The following is a 19111-nucleotide window of genomic DNA, read 5'->3' as shown; positions in this document are numbered from 1 at the left end:
CCCGTGACCCGGCAGGCGAGCCGCGAACCGGCCCACGGGCACCGGGTCAGAGCTTGCGAACGCCGTCAGCCTGGCTGCGACCGTCTCGTCCCGCCTTCACCTCGAATTCCACCCGGTCGCCCTCGGCTAGGGTGCGGAACCCGGACATGTTGATCGCGGAGTAATGGACGAACACATCGGATCCACCGTCAGTGGCGATGAACCCGTAGCCCTTCTCCGAGTTGAACCATTTGACCGTGCCGACCGCCACGGCGTCCTCCTCATGGAAATGTGATGCACGGCGCATTCGCGCCGATGGAGCGAGGGCAACGCTACCCGAGAAAACTGATCCCGTCGCGGGTTCGGCAATGCAACTTTTCCGCGAAACACTGGGCCGAACGGGTGTTTTCGATGGCCACTGACAGTTATCGATCCGGCTGATTCGGGCCGCCGACCACGACTCGCCGCGAAGTCCAATCCCCTGCTGGTACCAACTGCATTCACCGCTCAGCGGATTCAGGAACGCGAGCCCAATCCGTTCGCCTGGAGCCAGCTCACCAGTCCGCGCGGATTCCGCGTCTGCGTGAGCACCTGCCCGGGTCCGGCGAAATCGAACACGAGCCCCTCACCGCTCTTGAGCGACTGCGCGATTCCCTGATTGATCTGGCGCAGCCTGGTCTGGACCGCGTCGGCATATGCCACCACGTGGCCGGTGTCGACGGTGACGAACTCGCCCGGCTGCAGCGTCATCACGTCCAGCGCGCCGTAGCAGGAGACGACCACCGGGCCGTGCCCGGCGACGTGGGTCATGAACCCGCCCTCGCCGCCGAAGAGGTTCTGGAACCCGCCCCACTGCGTCTCCATCTGCGCGGTGCTGGCCGAGGCCAGCCAGCACCCCCGGGTGACGCACCAGCCGGTGCGCCCGTCCAGCTCGATCACGTTGAGGTCGCCGGGCAGGTTCGGCGCCACGTCCACCCAGCCGCCCTGCTGCGGCGCGGTGTAGGTCGACACGTACAGCGACTCGCCGCCGAGCGCGGCGCGCGCCAGCGACTTCAGGAAGCCGCCCTGGGCGCGGGACTCGACCGTCACGCCGTAGCTGGTCGCGAGCATCGCCCCGGACTCGACCTGCACCGGCTCCCCCGGCGCCAGCAGCAGCCGCGCGACCCCGAACGACGGGGTGTGCCGGGTACGTACCTGCACGCCGATCCTCCTTCGAAAACCGTTGCCGGACCCCCACCCGGCCGCGGCGGATCCCCGCCACCATCGGACCCCCGGACGTCGGGTGATCCGGTGGTCCGCAGTCTGCCACGCGGCGCGGACGATGGGATTACGCACGCCGGTGGCGACAGCGGTGGGGTCGATGACCGATCATCGGGGCGTGTCGAACGGAACTGGAACCAAGCGGCTCACGCCGGTGCCCGAGTACCAGCAGCGCATCGCGGAGCTGCTCGCACCGACCCCGGTCGAGCCGCGTGCGCTGGAGGACTGCCTCGGGCTGGCCCTGGCCACCGACCTCACCGCGTCCATCCCGCTGCCGCCCTTCGACAACTCCGCGATGGACGGCTACGCGGTCCGTTCGGTCGACCTGGCGGGCGCCGACGAGCAGAACCCGGTCGTGCTGCCGGTTCCGGAGGACGTTCCCGCGGGCCGGGTGCAGAACCCGCCGCTGCAGCCCGGCACCGCGCACCGGATCATGACCGGCGCCCAGGTGCCGCCCGGAGCCGACGCCGTCATCCCGGTCGAGCGCACCGACGGCGGTGTCACCGAGGTCCGCGCGTACGCGCAGGTGCAGCCCGGTGCGCACATCCGCCGCGCGGGCGAGGACGTCGCGTCCGGCGCGACAGTGCTCAGCGCGGGTACCTCGCTCACGCCCCCGCAGCTCGGGGTGGCCGCGGCCGTCGGGGCCGAGCGGCTGCCGGTGCACCGGCCGGTGCGGGTGCTGATCCTGTCGACCGGCTCGGAGCTGGTGGCGCCCGGCACGCCGCTGGAGCCGGGGCAGATCTACGAGTCCAACGGCCTCATGCTCGCCTCGGCGGTGCGCGCCGCGGATGCGGACGCGCGGCTGCTGCGCTTCGTCCCGGACGACGTGCACGCCTTCCACGCCGTGCTGTCGCCGCACCTGGACTCCACCGACCTGATCATCACCTCCGGCGGCGTCAGCGCGGGTGCGTACGAGGTGGTCAAGGACGCCCTCAGCGGCAACGGCGTGGAGTTCACCAAGGTCGCGATGCAGCCGGGCATGCCGCAGGGCTGCGGCCGCTACCGCGGCGGCCCGGCGGTGGTGGCGCTGCCGGGCAACCCGGTCAGCGCGATGGTGTCCTTCGAGGTGTTCGTGCGTCCGGTGCTGCGCGCCGCCGCCGGGCACTCCCGCACCCGGCGCGAGGTCCGCCAGGCGACGCTGACCGAGGAGCTGGTCGCGCCGGCGGGCAAGCGCCAGTACCGGAGGGCGGTGTTCGACCCGGCGACCGGTGAGGTCCGGACGCAGGGCGGCACGGGTTCGCACCTGCTGACGGCGATGGCGGCGGCCAACTGCCTGCTGGAGATCCCGGAGGAGACGACCACGCTACCCGAGGGCTCCACAGTGGACGTGCTGCTGGTGGATTGACGCCCGACAGTTTTCCACGAAGACTGCACCCCACCCGTCCGACCTCGACCGGGAGTTTGAGCACATTGCGTGGCCCCTGGCGCGCCGCATTCGCGTTGGCGCTGCACATCGGCTTTTTCGCCCTTCCGATCGGGCTCGTCGCCGGCCTGCTCGCGATCGCGGTGTTCACGTTCGGATACGACCGGGGCAGCGGCCTGCGCGTCGCGCTGGTCGCACTGGTCGTCGGCGCCGTGCTGGGCGTCGGCATGCGCGCCGTGCTGCGTTCCCGCAACCGCCCGCGCGGCGTCGCGCTGAGCCGGTCCGAACACCCCCAGCTGTGGAAGGCGGTCGACGCGATCTGCTCGGCCGCCCACACCGCGGCACCCGACGAGATCCGCGTCACCTCCGAACCCAACGCCTTCGTCCGGGAGGACACCGCGCTGCTGGGCCTGCGCACCCGCGCCCGCTACCTGGAGGTCGGGCTGCCGCTGCTGGCCGGGCTGACGGCCAGCGAGCTGCGCGCGGTGCTGGCCCACGAGATCGGCCACCTCGCGGCGCGCGGCAGGCTGACCGCGATGGCCTACCGGGCGTCGACGAGCGTGGAGCGGGCCGCCTCCGACCTGACCGGCGGACCGACGAAGTGGCTCTTCGGCGGCTACGCCCGCCTCTACAGCGCCGCCGCGGGCAGCACCAGCCCGGACCTGGAGCTGGCGGCCGACGCGGTCGCGGTGCGGGTCACCGGCAAGCGCGCGGCGGTGACCGCCCTGCGCAAGGCCACCGCCATCGAGTTCGGCTGGCGCGAGTACGCCGAGAGCTACCTCAGCATGGCGGTGAGCGTGGAGCGCACGCCCGACGTGCTGCTGGGCTTCCGGGCGTTCATGGAGAACAGCGTCCGCAAGCCCAAGCTCGCCGAACGCGCCAAGCAGGCGATCGCCGCCGAGTCCGCCGGGGACAGCGGGCACCCGACCACCCGCGAGCGCATCGCCGCGATGAAGCGGATGAGTGGCGCCGACAAGGAGCTCGACGACCGCCCGGCGTTCGCGCTGCTGCGCAACCCCCGCAAGAGCGTGCCCGTGCTGGAGGACCGGCTCCTGGTCGACGGGCTCGGCCCGCGCATGCCGTGGCCGGAGCTGGCGCGGCTGGCAGGCGCCGAGCACGTCGCGCACCAGGCGTCGCTGCTCAGCTCGGCGGTCGCGCAGAGCGGGATCACGACCGACCCGGCCATCGGCGGCGTCCTGCAGGCGGTGCACCGCGGCGAGGGGCCGGACCTGGTGAACCCGGTGCTCAACCCCGGTCTCGCCCCCGACCGCATAGCCGAGGCGGCGGTCGACACGCTCACCGAGCTGCTCGGCGGCGCGGTGGTCGACGCGCTGGTGTCGGCGGGGCGGGCGCACCACGAGCTGGACTGGGCCGGGCCGTCGGTGGTCCGGCTGACCAACGGGCGCCCGCTCGACCCGGACCGGCTGGTCCGCCCGGCCGTGGCCGATCCCCGGCTGGTGCCGGGGCTGCACCGCGCGCTGGTCGACCTCGGGGTCCCGCTGAACCACTCCAGGCCCCCGGCCGAGGAACCCGAGGCGTCGGTCGCGGGCCTCGTCAGCCCTGTCGAGCTGGCCGGGTCGCGCTACGACATGGTCGTCACCGACCGCGGGCTGGTGCTCCTGCCCACCACGGCCAGCACCGCGCAGCGGCTGCTGGCGGGCGCGGTCGCCCGCGCGGGCCGGGCGGAGCGGAAGCAGCTCGCGGAGCTGGCGGCGACGCCGGTGGCGGAGCTGCGCGAGCGACGGGACGCGCAGTGGGTCGACAGCCGCGACGTCGCGTCGGCCCGGCTGCTCCAGGAACGCCGGGGCTGGACCCTCGTCCTGGATCTATACCTCGACGAATACGCGGTGTCATCACTCGACGAGGGGTCGGTTGCTCCGGATGCCGACGGCGCGGCGTCGGCCGAGCTGCGCAGCACCCCTGATTCCATGGAGCACGGCGACCCCTACAGCGGCCTGGGAGAGCTGATGGGCGCGAGGATGGACATCGACGACCAACGCGATCTCACGGAGGAGTGAGAACGATCAGGTCAATCGATGACTGCGGGTCACTGAAACGCGCTCCAATGTCCTCCAATAGCGGCTACGGACTTTCTGTGAACTCAATTACACTGAAAACCGCGTAACAACCCGTCGATCCACTACATCTCAAAGACGTCCGCACGAGCCGACCGGGCCGGTAGCCCGAGGTGAACGTGCGGGACGGAGACCGGGACCGTGTGCCGTCGGGGGGTGCACGGACCCGCATCGGGGGAGGCCGTTTGGCGCCAACGGGGAGGCGCTTTGCGGTCGCGGTATCGGGACGGCACCGGCGCTTCGGGGGCGTCGGTCCCGTCCCGATCCGGCTTTCAGGGCCCGTCACGGCGCGTGGTGTGGACACTGGGAAGCGGCGGAGCGGGAGCCGCTGGACATCAGCAAGCGGCTCGAAACGGCTCGGCAGCGGCAAGCAGCTCGCAGCGTTGGCAGCTGGTAGCGACCCGACAGCGGTAGCGGCTCAGCAGGCCCGGCAGCGCGGTAGCGGCCCGGCAGCGCTGCGGGCCGGTAGCGCTGCGGCCCGGTGCAAAACATGACAACGCGGCAGTGTGAGGCCGGGGCACTTGTCTCCTGGAAGCCACCCGCGGGCCTCACTCCCCGCACCAACCGACACATCGGCACCTGTCGAGCACACGACACACCGACGCGTATCGGACAGTTCCGACGGCCCGGCGTGCCCCTGCCTTGCGTCCGGCAAAGCAGCTATCGAATCCGTCGAGAGCAACCCCGCACCCGACACCATGTGCGGCGAACCCACGCCGCGCCTTACACACCGGCGCGTGTCGGGCCCCTGGCGCCTCGGCGTGTCCAACGCCCGGCGTGCCACGTTCCCGACGCTAAGTGTGTCCGACACCCGTCATGCTTCCCGACACACCCGCCTGCCTCGTGTCCGACGCCGTCGTGGCCCATGCCCAACGACCCCGCGTGTCCGACGCCCAACACCCGGCGTGTCCGATGCCGGACTCCCCGCCGTGTCCAACGCCCCAAATCCGAGACCGGTGCGTGTCGGTCGGTGGTCCCCGCCACTGGCATGGCGTGCGCCGCGCTCGTCACGCCGACTGGTGAGGTTGCCCATATCCGCTGGTCAGGCGGTTGTGTTCGATCAACCTCGCCCCCTGTAGCGGGTAGGCTTGGCGCGTCCGCGATGCTGTATCGACGACACGGCGGCCCGTGCGCCGTCGGCGGTGGGCAGGCGTGCCCGTCGCACCATGACCTCCGACGCAGGGGCGTAGTACCTCGATGAGCACCGAGCAAGAACCGAAGACAAGCCCGCTGACGCACTTGGTCGCGCTCGCCCGCGACACGGTCCCGCCGATGCACCCCGCCGGACGGCCCTTCGTGCTCGGCGCCGCCGTCGCGACCCTGCTGCTGCGCCGCCGCTGGCGCGGCGCCGGGGTGCTGGGCGGCATCCTCACCGCCTGGTGCGCGTGGTTCTTCCGCGAGCCCCGCCGGACCGCCCCGACGCGCGACGGCATCGCGGTCGCCCCCGCCGACGGCACGGTCGCGCACGTCGAGAAGGCCGTCCCGCCCGCCGAGCTGGGCCTGGGTGCGGCCCCGATGACGCGCGTCAGCGTGTTCCTCACCATCTTCGACGTGCATGTCCAGCGGGTGCCGCTCTCCGGCGAGGTCACCAAGGTCTCCTACCGCGCGGGCAAGTTCCTGTCGGCGGACCTGGACAAGGCCAGCGAGGACAACGAGCGCAACTCGATGCTCATCCGCGGCGCCGACGGCACCGAGGTCGCCGTCGTGCAGATCGCCGGACTCGTCGCGCGCCGGATCGTCTGCTCCGCGTCCGAGGGCGACCAGGTCCTCGCCGGCCACACCTACGGGCTGATCCGCTTCGGATCCCGCGTCGACCTCTACGTCCCCGCGGACAGCCGCGTCCTGGTCGAGCCGGGCCAGCGCACCATCGGCGGCGAGACCGTCATAGCCGAACTGGCCCGCGCATGAGCATGCGCGACACCCCAGGCGTCCGGCTGCTGCCCAACGCCATCACCGTGCTGGCGATGTGCGCCGGGCTGTCCGCCGTGATGTTCGCGCTGAACCAGCAGCCGACCGGGGCCATCGCCGCGATCGGGGTGGCCGCCGTGCTCGATGCTCTGGACGGCCGGATAGCGCGCCTGCTCGACGCCACCACCAAGATGGGGGCCGAGCTGGACTCGCTGTCGGACGCGATGTCCTTCGGCGTCGCTCCCGCCCTGACGCTGTACGTGTGGCAGTTGCAGGACAACCGGGCGGGCTGGGTCGTCGCGCTGATCTTCGCGGTGTGCATGGTGCTGCGCCTCGCGCGCTTCAACACGCTGCTGGAGGACACCGCGCAGCCGCCGTTCGCCAAGGAGTTCTTCGTCGGCGTGCCCGCCCCGGCGGCCGGTCTGCTCGCGCTGCTGCCGCTGACGCTGACCGCGCACTTCGAGCACCTCGGCTGGTGGTCGCAGCAGCCGGTGGTGATGGTGTGGGTGATCGCCGTGGCCGCGCTGGCGGTGAGCCGGCTGCCGACGCTGTCGCTCAAGACTGTCCGGGTGCCGCCGAAGGCCGTCGCCCCGCTGCTGGTGGCCGTCGCGCTGCTGGCCTCCGGGATCATCACCTTCCCGCTGATCTCCCTGGCCATCGCGATGGTGGTGTACCTGCTGCACATCCCGTACGCGCTCTACCGATACCGCTGGCTGGCCTCGCACCCGGAGGCGTGGGAGGCCGCGCCGCGCGAGCGGCGCGCGATCCGGCGCCGCACGCAGCGGCGGCTCGGCCTGCGGCCGCCGCTGCGCCGCAGCGTGGCGGGCGCACCGCCGCGGATGCGGCTGCCCCGCCGCGGCGGACGCCCGGAGGGCCCGCGGCGCAGCTGGCGGCGCCTCGGCCTGCGCCGCAACCGCGACGACTCCGCACCGCGCTGAAGCCGACCGAGGACTGGCCCCAGCACGCGCTGGGCAGGATCCGGCGAGACCTGGTGCCCTGCCGTTCAAGTCACGCACCGGACGCGACCAGCCTCGACACCAGTCCGCCGCCTGGCTGAGGTGGGCGGCAGCGGCGATTAAGCTGCGGCCGTGCCCTCGCTCACGCTCACCGCACGCCTGTCGCCGTCGGCCCTGGACACCCGGCGCGGGGTCGTCCGCCTCCACCCCGAAGTGCTCGACGCGCTGGGTCTGCGCCCGTGGAGCGCGGTGGAGCTGACCGGCAGCCGGGTCACCGTCGCGCTCGCCGCGGCGGCTCCGCCCGGCGGGCCGACCGGCGTGGTGCTGCTCGACGACGTCGCGCTGACCAACCTCGGCCTCTCCGAGGGCGCCGAGGTCGGGGTCTCGCCCGCCGAGGTCCGCACCGCGCACCGCCTCCGCATCGCGGGCTCGCGGATGGCGACCGCCACGGTCTCGGCCGACACCGTGCGCATGGCTCTGACCGGCAAGGTCTTCCGCACCGGCGACACCGTGTCACTGCTGCCGCAGGACGTGGCACCCGCGCCCGGCTCCGACGCGGGCGAGGTGCGGCGCAAGCTCTCCGCGGCGATCGGCATGACCTGGACCAACGAGCTGATCACCATCACCGCCACCGACCCTGACGGCGTCGTCGCGGTGAAACCGTCCACAGTGGTCGAATGGCGGGCGGACGCCTTCGCCCCGGCCGCGACGGACGACGGCGTCGCGCCGCAGCCGGCCGCCGTACAGCCCGCGCCGGAAGCCCCAGCCGCGCCGGCCGAGAGCGCTGTCGCGGTGTCCGACCTGGCCGGCGCCAAGGACAGCGCCAACCGCCTCGACGAATGGCTGCGGCTGTCGTTCGAACAGCCCGAGCTGCTGCGCCGCCTCGGCGCCACCCCGCACCTCGGCGTGCTGGTCAGCGGCCCCTCCGGAGTCGGCAAGGCGACGATGGCCCGCGCGGTCGCGGCGTCGGTCGGTGCCCGGACGGTCGAGGTCGGCGCGCCCAGCATCGCCGCGCTCGAGGCCCGCACCGCCGCTCAGCGGTTCCAGGACGCGCTGGGCCGGGCGAGCACCGCGGCGGCCGGAGACGGCGGGTGCGTGCTGCTCATCACCGACGTCGAGGATCTGCTGCCCGCGTCCGACCCACCCCCGCTGGCCACGGTCGTGCTCGACGCGCTGAAGGGCGCGATCGCCACCGAACGCCTCGCCGTCGTGGTCACCAGCGCGCACCCGCAGTCGGTGGACCCGCGCCTGCGCGAACCGGGACTGGTCGACCGCGAGCTGACCATCGGCCTGCCCGACGCGGCCACGCGGACCGACCTGCTGCGGGTGCTGCTGCGCAACGCGCCGCTGGAGGCCGACGTGCGGCTCGCCGAGGTCGCCGAGCGGGCGCCCGGCTTCGTCGCCGCGGACCTGGTCGCGCTGTGCCGGGAGTCGGCGGTGGTGGCGGCGCTGCGCCACCGGGGCGAGCCGGGAGCCGAGGACGCCCGCATCCGCCAGCAGGACCTGCTCGACGCGCTGTCGTCGGTCCGCCCGATCTCGATGTCCACTTCGGACGACCTCCAGACCGGCGGCCTGACGCTGGACGAGGTGGGCGACATGGCCGAGGTCAAGCAGTCGTTGACCGAGGCGGTGCTGTGGCCGTTGCAGTACCCGGACTCCTTCACCCGGCTGGGGGTCCAGCCGCCGCGCGGTGTGCTGCTCTACGGCCCGCCGGGCTGTGGGAAGACGTTCCTCGTGCGTGCCCTGGCGGGCAGCGGCCGGCTCAACGTGCTGTCGGTCAAGGGCGCGGAGCTGATGGACAAGTTCGTCGGCGAGTCCGAGCGGGCGGTGCGGGAGCTGTTCCTGCGCGCCGCGAACGCCGCTCCCGCGCTGGTCTTCCTCGACGAGGTGGACGCGCTGGCCCCGCGTCGCGGGCAGTCGTCGGACTCCGGCGTCGGCGACCGCGTGGTGGCGGCGCTGCTCACCGAGCTCGACGGCGTCGAGCCGATGCGCGACGTCGTGGTCCTGGGCGCGACGAACCGCCCCGAGCTGGTCGACCCGGCGCTGCTGCGGCCCGGAAGGCTGGAGCGGCTGGTGTACGTGCCGCCGCCGGACGCCGACGCGCGCGAGGCGATCCTGCGCTCGGCGGCGAAGAACACTCCGCTGTCGTCCGATGTGGACCTCGGCGCGCTGGCGGGGTCGCTGGAGGGCTACTCGGCGGCGGACTGCGCGGCACTGGTCCGGGAGGCGGCCCTCACCGCGATGCGGGAGTCCCTCGCCGCCGCGGAGGTCTCCGCCGCACACCTGGACGTCGCTCGCACCGCGGTTCGGCCGTCGCTCGACCCCGCGCAGCTCGCCTCCCTGGAGACCTACGCCGACTCCAGGCGCTGAACCGGCGACCGGACACGGAAGCCCACGGTCGCACCACCTCTCAGCGCTGACGGCAAGAACGCACGAAGACGCGTTCCCGGCGCCGTCAGCCGCAGTTGCCGTCGGCGCCGGGCTCCCCGCAGTGACACCGCTCCGGAGTTCACGCGGCTCGACCGCTCGGCCACCGGGTCCCACAGCGCATAGCGGCCGTCGGCGTGTCAACCCGGTGCACCGAGTCGGTCAGCCCGGCCTTGACGTCGGTCGAGTCCAGTGCGAACGGCGACAGGTAGGTGTCCAGTAGCCAGTCACCGAACACCGGCAGGATCGCGGTCAGCAGCAGCGGCACGCCCCAACCGAGCGCACGGCGCAGCCGCTCCCGGCCGATGGAGCGGACCGCGATCCTGCCGAAGAGGCCGCACAGCGGCACCAGCGCTAGCAGGGACACCCCCCAGAAGCCGGACAGCCTCTCCACCAGCCACGTGCCCCGACGAACACCGACCTGCCCGCCACGACCGACGTAGAGCGCCGCGAAGCCCGCACCTTCCAGCACCAGGTGCGAGCGCCACAACGAGCGGGCGAGCCGGTCCTCGGCCCGCTCGGCTACCGCGCCGGCGATCCGGCCCGCCACCGACGGGACGGCGGCCAACACCGGAACGGCAACAACACCGCCAGCATCAGGACGATGGTCAGCAGTCCGTCCGATGTGAACTCGCGGCCCATCACCTCGGGCGTTGGTGCGGAGCGAATGAGCGGCCCCAGACCCGGGTGGCGAGCTGTAACTTGCGGTAGACCTCGGCCTGGTCGGCAGGCGCCAGCGGCAGCCGCCGTTCAGCGTCCTCCACGACGCGGGTGGTCCACTGGTTGGCCGCGCACGCATCGCGGAATCGGTCGGCCTCGCCCGCGTCGGCCAGCTCGACGAGGAAGACGAAGGAATGCTCGCCGAGCAGTACTTCCCGCACCCACCGCTGCGCAGCCATGGGACATCGCATACCAACCCGAACCGCGTTCTCGGCGGTCCCGGGCGGGATCAACCCGGGATGCCGCGCGGGTCACTTCCCCTGCGCGGGTCCCTTGTAGTCGTTGGTGACGATCGCGATCACGCCTGGGCTCGCCGTCTCGATGCCGGGGAACCGCGGTTCCATCCGCGCGCCGAACTGCGACGCGACCACCTTGGCCTGCTGCTCCTCCTCGGTGCCGGGCCGGAAGTAGACCGTGGTCGTGTAGATGCGGCCCGCGGAGTAGTTGCCGACCTCCGGCACGTCGTAGCCGGCGCGGCGGAAGTCCTCCGACGCGCGGTGCGCGAGCCCGGCGATGGTGCTGTTGTTGTAGACGCGGACGACGATCCGCACCTGCGCGACATCGCCCGGCACCTCGGGAGACGGCTTGGGCGGCTGGGTCTCCTGCGCCGGCGGGAGCGGCGGCGGCGACTGCGGCTGCGTGCTCGGTGCCGGAGGCGGCGCCGGGGTGCTGGGGGCCGGCGGCTCCTGCGGCGGCACCGGCGGCGGGTTCTGCACCGACGAGGCGACCGGCGGATCGGCGGGCGGCGTCTGCTGCGCGGTGTCGCGCGGGTCGCCGGAGACCGCGGTGCTCACGCCGACCACGGCCGCCACCACCCCGACGCCGATCAGCCCGAAGCCGGCGAGCTTGGTCCTGGAGGGCCCGGAGGACGGTTCCCCTGTAGTCATCAGTGCAACTCGATTCCCAGATCGCGAGCGGACCGGCCCCGCTGCCGGCTGGTCCGCACCTTACGCAGCCTCTTGATCAACATCGGATCGGCCCGGAACGCCGCGGGGTTGTCCAGCAAGGCGTTGAGCAACTGGTAGTAGCGCGACGAGGACATGTCGAACAGCTCGCGGATCGCCTGGTCCTTGCGGCCCGCCGACTTCCACCACTGCCGCTCGAAGGCCAGGATGCTCCACTCCCGCTCGCCGAGTTCGCCGTCGGAGGGCAGCGGGTCCACGCGGTCGTGCTCCGGGGCCGCCTGCTCCGGCAGCGCGTCGGTGATCCGCGCGATCGGCTCGGTGAGCGGCTCGGCGAGCCGCAGATGCCGACCGGACGCTTCCGAAAGCTGTTCGCGTTGCTGTACGGTTCGTGCCAGTTGCTCGCACTGACGGGCGATCTCCTGCACAGTCAGCATCTGGGCGGCGTCCATCTGGCTCCTCGCCTAGCGATTCGGGTCCGGCGTTTTCCCGTTGTCGCGCCGAATCACACGCGTGTGATTCCACGGTTCATTACACCATGCCCCGCCCCTCGACGTGGTCAGGTAACACCCGCGCGTAGCCCCGGCGTCGGGCCGATACCCTGCGCTGCATGGCTGTCCACCCCATCCGCATCGTCGGCGACCCGGTGCTGCACAACCCGACCCGCCTGGTGGAGAACTTCGACGACGAGCTGCGCACGCTCGTCGACGACATGTTCGAGACCATGGCCGCCGCCAGCGGTGTCGGGCTCGCGGCCAACCAGATCGGCGTCGACCTGCGGTTGTTCGTCTACGACTGCCCCGACGACGAAGGCGTCCAGCACCGGGGCGTCGTGGTGAACCCCGTCCTGGAGACCACCGAGGTCCCGGAGAGCATGCCCGATCCGGAGGAGGACTGGGAAGGGTGCCTCTCGGTGCCGGGCGAGTCGTTCCCCACCGGACGCGCCGACTGGGCGAAGGTGACGGGGTCCGATGTGGACGGAAACCCGGTCGAGGTCGAGGGCACCGGCTTCTTCGCGCGCTGCCTCCAGCACGAGACCGACCACCTCGACGGGTTCCTGTACCTGAGCAGGCTGGTCGGCAGGCACGCCAGGGCGGCGAAGAAGACCGTCAAGCGCAACGGCTGGGGTGTACCGGGCATGTCCTGGGACCCGTCGGAGCACGGCGACCCCTTCGCCGACGAGTGACGCCGCGGCCGGACCGGGAGTCCGGCGCTCAGAACTCGGCGGTGTCGAGGGAGAACCCGAACGGCTCCGGCACCTCGATCACCTCGCCGAAGCGGACCTCGGCGCACCGGAGGTAGGCGGCGTTGTGCGGTTCGGAGTACAGCCGCACCACCGACCCGCCCTTCGCCCACGGATCGACGACCAGGTACAGCGGAGCCCCGGCGTGGGCGTAGCTCCACAGCTTGAGCTCGCGGTCCCCGGCCGACTCGGCCTTGCCGGATATCTCGGCCACCAGAAGGGTTTTCTCCGCCTCGACCGACACCGCGTCCGACGCGGCCCGCGATTCCGCAGCCACCAGCAGGTCCGGGATGAAAAGGCTGCGCCTGGACGGGATGACAACGCTGACGGTCCGGAAAACGGCGGCGTCGCGCGGACTTCGCGCCGCGAAGTCGCGGTGGAGGACATCGACGATCTGGCCGTGCCGGTACTCGGGCGGGGAAACCGGGACCAGCCGCTCCTCGATCAGTTCCAGCCGCCAGCCCTCCGGGATGTTGAGGCCCTGCCAGGCCCCGACGAGGTACTCCCAGTTCGCCCACAGCGGCGGCGCCTGCTGACCACTTGGGGTGTACACCATGTGATGCAGACTACAACTCGTCTCGGAACGCATAGTCGCAGGTCATCCACGCCAAGAATGCTGAAGGAAATTCAGAGTCGATCGGTGTCGAGGGTCAGGCGGAACGGCACGGGCAAATCGATCGGCTTGCCGAACGGAACGCGGTGAACATCTTGGTACACGCCGCTCTCCGGATTCGAATGAAGCGAAACCCATTCACCATCGGGGCCGTAGCGATCGATCAGCAAGTACAGCGGCACAGCGGCGTGCGCATAGCTCCAGAGCTTCGTCTTGCGATCGACGTCGGCGTTTCCTCGCGAAGTGATCTCGACGACCAGCAACGCCTTGTCAGCGGGAATCGGATCCGAGCCCGCTGGGACATCCTGCCCGCGCATGATCATCAGGTCAGGGATGAAAAGATTCCCCCTCAACGGGATCTGCACGCCGGAGGTCTGGAAGATCTCCCAGTCGTCGGACATGGCGGGCACGAGCGCCTTGGTCAGCCTGCTTGCGATCAGGTTGTGCGAGTGGCCCGGCGGCGGGGTCATCACGATCCTTCCCTCGATGATCTCCGCGCGCCATCCCTCCGGGACATCCAGATCCTGCCAGGTGTGGACCAGGTCTTCCCAGCCCATCAGCGGAGAAACCGGAGCAACGCTCATAGCGCGGTCACCTCCTGTGTCGGAATGATCACGCATCGTATCCTCCGTCTCTGACAGAACTCATTTGCCCTGGTCACCAGCGTAATGGCAATCAGTGCTGCCGTCATCGCAGTGATGCGGGGGTTGGCAGGCCGGGATCTCGCGGCTAACGTCTGGGCCCGAAAACCACACACCGCGGGAGCTCGCACCAACAGCGGGCTGAGAGGGCGGCTGGACGAGGTGTCCGGGGCCGCCGACCGCCTGAACCTGACCGGATAATGCCGGCGTAGGGAGTGAACGGCCTTGGCCGACGTGCGCCCGAACCTGTCCAGCGACCACCACAGCGTGACCACCGGGCCCATCAGCGGCTCGCGGAAGGTCCACCACACCACCGAATCCGGCCTCAAGGTGCCGTTCCGCCGCATCGAGCTGTCCAACGGCGAGCACCTCGACGTCTACGACACCTCCGGCGCCTACACCGACGACGACGTGCAGGTCGACGTCCACAGCGGACTCCACCGGCTGCGGGCGGGCTGGACCGACGGCCGCGAGCACCGCACCCAGCTCGGCTGGGCCAAGGCCGGTGTGGTGACGCGGGAGATGGAGTTCATCGCCGCCCGCGAGGGGGTCTCGCCGGAGTTCGTCCGCGACGAGGTCGCCAGCGGTCGCGCCGTGATCCCGGCCAACCGCTGCCACCCGGAGAGCGAGCCGATGATCATCGGCAAGAACTTCCTGGTGAAGGTCAACGCCAACATCGGCAACTCCGCGGTGACCTCCTCGGTCGAGGAGGAGGTCGAGAAGATGGTGTGGGCGACCCGCTGGGGCGCCGACACCGTGATGGACCTGTCCACCGGGAAGCGGATCCACGAGACCCGCGAGCAGATCCTGCGCAACTCGCCGGTGCCGATCGGCACCGTGCCGATCTACCAGGCGCTGGAGAAGGTCAACGGCGACCCGGAGAAGCTCACCTGGGAGATCTACCGGGACACCGTGATCGAGCAGTGCGAGCAGGGCGTGGACTACATGACCGTGCACGCGGGCGTGCTGCTGCGGTACGTGCCGCTCACCGCGCAGCGGGTCACCGGCATCGTCTCCCGCGGCGGCTCGATCATGGCGGCCTGGTGCCTGGCGCACCACCGCGAGAGCTTCCTCTACACGCACTTCTCCGAGCTGTGCGAGATCCTGCGCGACTACGACGTCACCTTCTCCCTCGGCGACGGCCTGCGTCCCGGCTCGATCGCCGACGCCAACGACCGGGCGCAGTTCGCCGAGCTGGAGACCCTCGGCGAGCTGACCCACATCGCCCGCGACATGGACGTGCAGGTGATGATCGAGGGCCCCGGCCACGTCCCGATGCACAAGATCGTGGAGAACGTGAAGCTGGAGGAGGAGCTGTGCGGTGAGGCGCCGTTCTACACGCTCGGCCCGCTGACCACCGACATCGCGCCCGCCTACGACCACATCACCTCCGGCATCGGCGCGGCGGTGATCGCCCAGGCGGGCACGGCGATGCTCTGCTACGTCACGCCGAAGGAGCACCTGGGACTGCCCAACCGCGACGACGTGAAGGTCGGCGTCATCACCTACAAGATCGCCGCGCACGCCGCCGACCTCGCCAAGGGCCACCCCCGCGCGCAGGACTGGGACGACGCGCTGTCCAAGGCCCGCTTCGAGTTCCGGTGGAACGACCAGTTCAACCTGTCGCTGGACCCGGACACGGCGCGCGCGTACCACGACGAGACCCTGCCCGCCGAGCCCGCCAAGACCGCGCACTTCTGCTCGATGTGCGGGCCGAAGTTCTGCTCGATGAAGATCACCCAGGACGTGCGCAAGTACGCCGAGGAGCGCGGGCTGACCAGCGTCGAGGCGATCGAGGCCGGGATGCGGGAGAAGTCCGACGAGTTCTCCGAGTCCGGCGGCAAGGTCTACCTGCCGGTGGTCGGCTGACTGTGCCGATGTCCACGTCCCGCGGGGCCGGTGCGACGCCCGCACCGGCCCCGCGAGGGCGCCGGAACCGCACGTGGAAGCCCGTAAGATGAGCTGGATGCACGAGACACCCGCCGGGCACGAGATCCAGCCCGCGAACGACCCCGCTCCGCCGACCGCGCTGACCATCGCCGGTTCGGACTCCGGAGGCAGCGCCGGCATGCACGCCGACCTGCGGACGTTCTTCGCGTGCGGGGTGCACGGCATGACCGCGGTGACGGCCGTGACGGTGCAGAACACCGTCGGGGTCACCGGGCTGGTCGAGATCCCGCCGGAGACGGTGGCCGCCCAGGTCGACGCGGTCGCCTCCGACATCGGCGTCGACGCCGCCAAGACCGGCGTGCTGGCCTCCGCCGCGACCATCGAGGCGGTCATGGCCGTGTGCGACAACCACGGCATCGGCCGCGGCGGCCGCACCCCGTTCGTCGTCGACCCGGTCGCCGCCTCGCGCAGCGGCGAACCGCTGCTGCGCCCCGACGCGCTCGACGCGCTGCGCAACGAGGCTTTCCCGCGCGCGACGCTGGTGACGCCGAACCTCGACGAGGTCCGGCTGCTGACCGGGTTCGACGCGCGCACCCGCGCCGACCTGCTCGACGCGGCGAAGGCGATCTACGACTTCGGCCCGCAGTGGGTGCTCATCAAGAGCGGTCACCTGCCGGACGACCCGGAGTGCGTGGACCTGCTCTACGACGGCAGCCAGGCGACGCCGCTGCCCGGTCCGCGATACTCGACCGTGCACACCCATGGCGCGGGCGACGCCTTCGCCTCGTCGATCACCGCGGCGCTGGCCAAGGGCGCGTCGATGCCGGACGCGGTGCGGCTGGGCAAGCGTTTCGTGACCCGAAGCGTCGAGCACGCCTACCCGCTCGGTGCCGGTATCGGCCCGGTGTCGACCTTCTGGCGCGTCAGCCCTCGCTCGTTCTGACCATCCAAACCGCCTGTAAGAGTGATTTCCGTCCCCGAGCGGTAACCCATTAGGACTGCCCCGTCGACATAGTCGTTGAATGCCCGCGCGCCCCCACCCGCCCGTGATCGCGGTGGCCGGTCAGCGCGCGGTGCGTGTTGGCGATGGCGAGGTCTCGACGATGGCAGGGGTTAACGCGGGCGTGGCTGGTTCGGTGTTGAAACGGGTGCGGGCTCGACTGGCCACCGAGGCGGGTGCGCCGGATCCCAGACAGCGCCAGTACGCCGTGCTGGTCGCGGTCGCGGTGGTGGGCGCGACGGCGCTCGGCTGGATCTTCGACCTGCACACCCCCGGGATCGTCGCCGGGGTGACGGCGGTGTTCGCGTTGGTCGCCACGAGCGGCCAGGCGCTGCGCTCGGACCTGCACCGCTTCGTCTGGTTCACGCCCGCGCTGGCGCTGGTGATGACGCTGGGGCCGGTGCTCTCCAACGTCCCGGTGCTGGCCGGTATAGCGGTGGCGAGCGTGGTGTTCGGCGCCGGGATGCTGCCCGCGATGGGCGAGCACTACCGCGTCGGCGGCCAGACGCTGGCCGCCGCGACGCTGTTCTCGACCACCACCGGCATCGGCAGCGACCAGTCGGTGCTGGTGCTGCTGGCGTCCTCGGTCGCCGGTGTGGCTTTCGCGCTGCTGCTCAGGGTTCTCGTCGGACTCGGCGACCCGACCCGTGCCACCCGCATCGCCGTCGCGGGCACGCTGCTCGAGCCCGGCCCCGGAGTCGTGGAGCTGGCCGCGAGCGCATGGCGCGCCGACGGCGCGAGCACCTGGCTCGGTCAGGTGCTCGCCGGCGCGGCCCGGTTCCGGGCGGCGCGGGAGACGCTGCTCGCGCAGGCCCAGCAGGTCGGGCGGCTGGAAGCCGAGCGGCTGCGGGAGATCGTCGCCGAGGCCGACCGGGTCGCCGCGCAGCTCGCGATCGCCGTCCGGTCCAGGGCGTGCAGCGGGCTGCCCGCGTCGGCGCGGCTCGACCCGGCCGAGGTGGTCCTGCGGCGCGGCGGCAGGCAGGACCTGCCGGACGCGGCGCGCGGGCTCAACCAGGGTCTGGACCGCATCCGCGCGGCGGTGGTCGAGCGCGACGAGACGCCCGCGACGCCGCCCGCGCCGGGCGGGCGCCGCGAGCGCGCGATGGGCGCGGTCCGCGCGCACCTGTCGATGCGGTCCTCGCTGTTCCGCCACGCGCTGCGCTGCACGCTCGCGGTCGGCGTCGGCATGGTGATCGTGCTGCTGCTCAACGACCCGTCGGAGTCAGGTCTGCTGCTGGCGCTGTACGTGGTGCTGCAACCGGCGGCCCGCGACAGCATGAACGGCGCGCTGGAGCGCACCGGCGGCGCGGTGCTCGGCGTGGTCGCGCTGGCCGCGCTGATCACCCTGCTTCCCGGCGCCTACCTGCTGGTCCCGCTGGTGGTCGCGGCGATGCTGGTCAACATCGACCGGCTGCGCACGGACTACCGGACGCTGCTCGGCGCGCTCATCGTGATCACCGTCGTCGACCAGGCGATGCAGCTGGACCGGCCGCTGGTCAACGTGGCGATCAGCTTCGCGGCCAACAGCGCCATCGGCGCGGCCATCGCGCTCAGCGTCGGCTACGTCAGCTACCTGGTGCTGCCCAGCAGTGCGCTGCCGGACGTGCGCGGCGCGATCCGCTCCACCGTGTGGTCGGTGTCGGAGCTGCTGCGCAGCGTGCGTGCCGCCGGGCAGGGCGCCAACCTGCGGCAGGCGCTGCACTCGGCGCACGTGCTTGCCATGCGGCGCACCCAGGACCTGCTCGGCATGCCGGCGCTGCTCGACGGCAACGACGAGGAGACCGAGGACGAGCGGGTCACCCGCGACGCGGCGGTCGCCCTGGACGCGTTGCGCCAGGACGTCGCTACGCTGGCGTTCCGCCCCGAGACCGAGCGGGCCATCGCGGTGCCCGCGCTGCGCGCGGTCGACGACCTGCTCGCCGGGAAGACCTCGGCGAAGATCCCCGACGTCGCCGAGAACACCGCTCCCGCGACGGAGCTGCTGGCCAGCTCCCTGGTGGAGAACGCGCTGCACGCCCGCGCGGCGATCGACCGCACCTTCGGCTACGACAGCCCGTGGAAGAGCTACACGATCTCGTTCGTCCGCCCGGAGCGCCTGCACATCAAGTGACGGCCGCCGACCGGCGAACGGGCC

Annotated in this window: 17 protein-coding genes; 9 read left to right on the top strand and 8 right to left on the bottom strand. The window is 71.7% G+C overall.

Annotation, left to right across the window (positions count from 1 at the left end; all coding sequences use genetic code 11):
- Positions 1-46 precede the first annotated feature (46 nt).
- Both SACE_RS02580 and SACE_RS02575 read right to left on the bottom strand, forming a co-directional pair.
- Positions 47-250 (bottom strand): cold-shock protein, encoded by a 204-nt coding sequence (locus tag SACE_RS02580; protein WP_009951144.1) that lies wholly within the window; start codon positions 248-250, stop codon positions 47-49.
- A gap of 245 nt (positions 251-495) precedes the next feature.
- Positions 496-1179, bottom strand: coding sequence for a TIGR00266 family protein (locus tag SACE_RS02575; RefSeq protein ID WP_009951146.1), 684 nt, complete (start codon positions 1177-1179; stop codon positions 496-498).
- A 160-nt stretch (positions 1180-1339) separates the two neighbouring features.
- Here SACE_RS02575 and moeA point away from each other — a divergent pair, with 160 nt between their 5' ends.
- From moeA to SACE_RS02550, 5 genes are all read left to right on the top strand, one after another.
- The gene (gene moeA / locus SACE_RS02570) at positions 1340-2584 is read left to right on the top strand and encodes a molybdopterin molybdotransferase MoeA (protein WP_029622190.1); all 1245 of its coding nucleotides are present in this window, start codon (positions 1340-1342) and stop codon (positions 2582-2584) included.
- 56 nt (positions 2585-2640) lie between these two features.
- Entirely contained in the window at positions 2641-4620 is a 1980-nt protein-coding gene (locus SACE_RS02565; protein WP_231849910.1) for a M48 family metallopeptidase, read from the top strand.
- A gap of 1254 nt (positions 4621-5874) precedes the next feature.
- Positions 5875-6585 (top strand): phosphatidylserine decarboxylase, encoded by a 711-nt coding sequence (locus SACE_RS02560; RefSeq protein ID WP_011873083.1) that lies wholly within the window; start codon positions 5875-5877, stop codon positions 6583-6585.
- Positions 6582-7523, top strand: coding sequence for a CDP-alcohol phosphatidyltransferase family protein (locus SACE_RS02555; protein ID WP_011873082.1), 942 nt, complete (start codon positions 6582-6584; stop codon positions 7521-7523). The genes SACE_RS02560 and SACE_RS02555 overlap by 4 nt, the downstream gene beginning before the upstream one ends.
- A 150-nt stretch (positions 7524-7673) precedes the next feature.
- Complete coding sequence (locus SACE_RS02550) at positions 7674-9911, top strand: AAA family ATPase (RefSeq protein WP_009950923.1); 2238 nt, start codon at positions 7674-7676, stop codon at positions 9909-9911.
- 139 nt (positions 9912-10050) lie between these two features.
- Here SACE_RS02550 and SACE_RS02545 read toward each other — a convergent pair whose 3' ends face one another.
- The 4 genes from SACE_RS02545 to SACE_RS38980 all read right to left on the bottom strand — a co-directional run bounded on the left by SACE_RS02545 (position 10051) and on the right by SACE_RS38980 (position 11883).
- On the bottom strand, positions 10051-10539 hold the full coding sequence (locus SACE_RS02545; protein WP_009950925.1) for a hypothetical protein: 489 nt from the start codon (positions 10537-10539) through the stop codon (positions 10051-10053).
- 70 nt (positions 10540-10609) lie between these two features.
- Positions 10610-10867 (bottom strand): hypothetical protein, encoded by a 258-nt coding sequence (locus SACE_RS02540; protein WP_009950926.1) that lies wholly within the window; start codon positions 10865-10867, stop codon positions 10610-10612.
- Positions 10868-10939: 72 nt separating this feature from the next.
- Positions 10940-11575 (bottom strand): LytR C-terminal domain-containing protein, encoded by a 636-nt coding sequence (locus tag SACE_RS02535; protein ID WP_009950927.1) that lies wholly within the window; start codon positions 11573-11575, stop codon positions 10940-10942.
- Positions 11575-11883, bottom strand: a complete 309-nt coding sequence (locus SACE_RS38980; protein ID WP_241868565.1) for a DUF3263 domain-containing protein — start codon at positions 11881-11883, stop codon at positions 11575-11577. The genes SACE_RS02535 and SACE_RS38980 overlap by 1 nt, the downstream gene beginning before the upstream one ends.
- Positions 11884-12200: 317 nt before the next feature.
- On the opposite strand from SACE_RS38980, the gene SACE_RS02525 reads away from it, so the two are divergent.
- The gene (locus SACE_RS02525) at positions 12201-12776 is read left to right on the top strand and encodes a peptide deformylase (RefSeq protein ID WP_009950930.1); all 576 of its coding nucleotides are present in this window, start codon (positions 12201-12203) and stop codon (positions 12774-12776) included.
- 28 nt (positions 12777-12804) lie between these two features.
- Here the strand turns inward: SACE_RS02525 and SACE_RS02520 are convergent, their stop codons facing one another.
- Positions 12805-13389, bottom strand: coding sequence for a Uma2 family endonuclease (locus tag SACE_RS02520; protein WP_009950931.1), 585 nt, complete (start codon positions 13387-13389; stop codon positions 12805-12807).
- Positions 13390-13460: 71 nt separating this feature from the next.
- Positions 13461-14030: a Uma2 family endonuclease gene (locus tag SACE_RS02515; RefSeq protein ID WP_009950932.1), complete on the bottom strand. Its 570-nt coding sequence runs from the start codon at positions 14028-14030 to the stop codon at positions 13461-13463.
- Positions 14031-14312: 282 nt separating this feature from the next.
- Between SACE_RS02515 and thiC the strand changes: the two genes are divergently transcribed.
- The 3 genes from thiC (at position 14313) to SACE_RS02500 (ending at position 19087) form a co-directional block, all read left to right on the top strand.
- A complete protein-coding gene (gene thiC / locus SACE_RS02510; RefSeq protein ID WP_011873080.1) occupies positions 14313-15956 on the top strand; it encodes a phosphomethylpyrimidine synthase ThiC in 1644 nt (547 codons plus the stop codon).
- A 97-nt stretch (positions 15957-16053) separates the two neighbouring features.
- Positions 16054-16920: a bifunctional hydroxymethylpyrimidine kinase/phosphomethylpyrimidine kinase gene (gene thiD, locus SACE_RS02505; RefSeq protein ID WP_009950936.1), complete on the top strand. Its 867-nt coding sequence runs from the start codon at positions 16054-16056 to the stop codon at positions 16918-16920.
- Positions 16921-16999: 79 nt separating this feature from the next.
- Positions 17000-19087, top strand: a complete 2088-nt coding sequence (locus SACE_RS02500; protein ID WP_231849909.1) for an FUSC family protein — start codon at positions 17000-17002, stop codon at positions 19085-19087.
- The last annotated feature ends 24 nt before the right edge of the window (positions 19088-19111 follow it).

The organism is Saccharopolyspora erythraea NRRL 2338, from assembly GCF_000062885.1.
Taxonomy (GTDB): domain Bacteria; phylum Actinomycetota; class Actinomycetes; order Mycobacteriales; family Pseudonocardiaceae; genus Saccharopolyspora_D; species Saccharopolyspora_D erythraea.
The sequence above is the reverse complement of the archived record's forward strand: the minus strand, read 5'-3'. Positions and strand labels throughout refer to the sequence as shown.

Bases quoted from the DNA above. Each gene is read 5' to 3' on its own strand.
- moeA (WP_029622190.1), top strand. From the start codon at position 1,340: ATGACCGATCATCGGGGCGTGTCGAACGGAACTGGAACCAAGCGGCTC.
- SACE_RS02560 (WP_011873083.1), top strand. From the start codon at position 5,875: ATGAGCACCGAGCAAGAACCGAAGACAAGCCCGCTGACGCACTTGGTC.
- SACE_RS02555 (WP_011873082.1), top strand. From the start codon at position 6,582: ATGAGCATGCGCGACACCCCAGGCGTCCGGCTGCTGCCCAACGCCATC.
- SACE_RS02540 (WP_009950926.1), bottom strand. From the start codon at position 10,867: ATGGCTGCGCAGCGGTGGGTGCGGGAAGTACTGCTCGGCGAGCATTCC.
- SACE_RS02535 (WP_009950927.1), bottom strand. From the start codon at position 11,575: ATGACTACAGGGGAACCGTCCTCCGGGCCCTCCAGGACCAAGCTCGCC.
- SACE_RS02525 (WP_009950930.1), top strand. From the start codon at position 12,201: ATGGCTGTCCACCCCATCCGCATCGTCGGCGACCCGGTGCTGCACAAC.
- SACE_RS02520 (WP_009950931.1), bottom strand. From the start codon at position 13,389: ATGGTGTACACCCCAAGTGGTCAGCAGGCGCCGCCGCTGTGGGCGAAC.
- SACE_RS02515 (WP_009950932.1), bottom strand. From the start codon at position 14,030: ATGAGCGTTGCTCCGGTTTCTCCGCTGATGGGCTGGGAAGACCTGGTC.
- thiD (WP_009950936.1), top strand. From the start codon at position 16,054: ATGCACGAGACACCCGCCGGGCACGAGATCCAGCCCGCGAACGACCCC.
- SACE_RS02500 (WP_231849909.1), top strand. From the start codon at position 17,000: ATGCCCGCGCGCCCCCACCCGCCCGTGATCGCGGTGGCCGGTCAGCGC.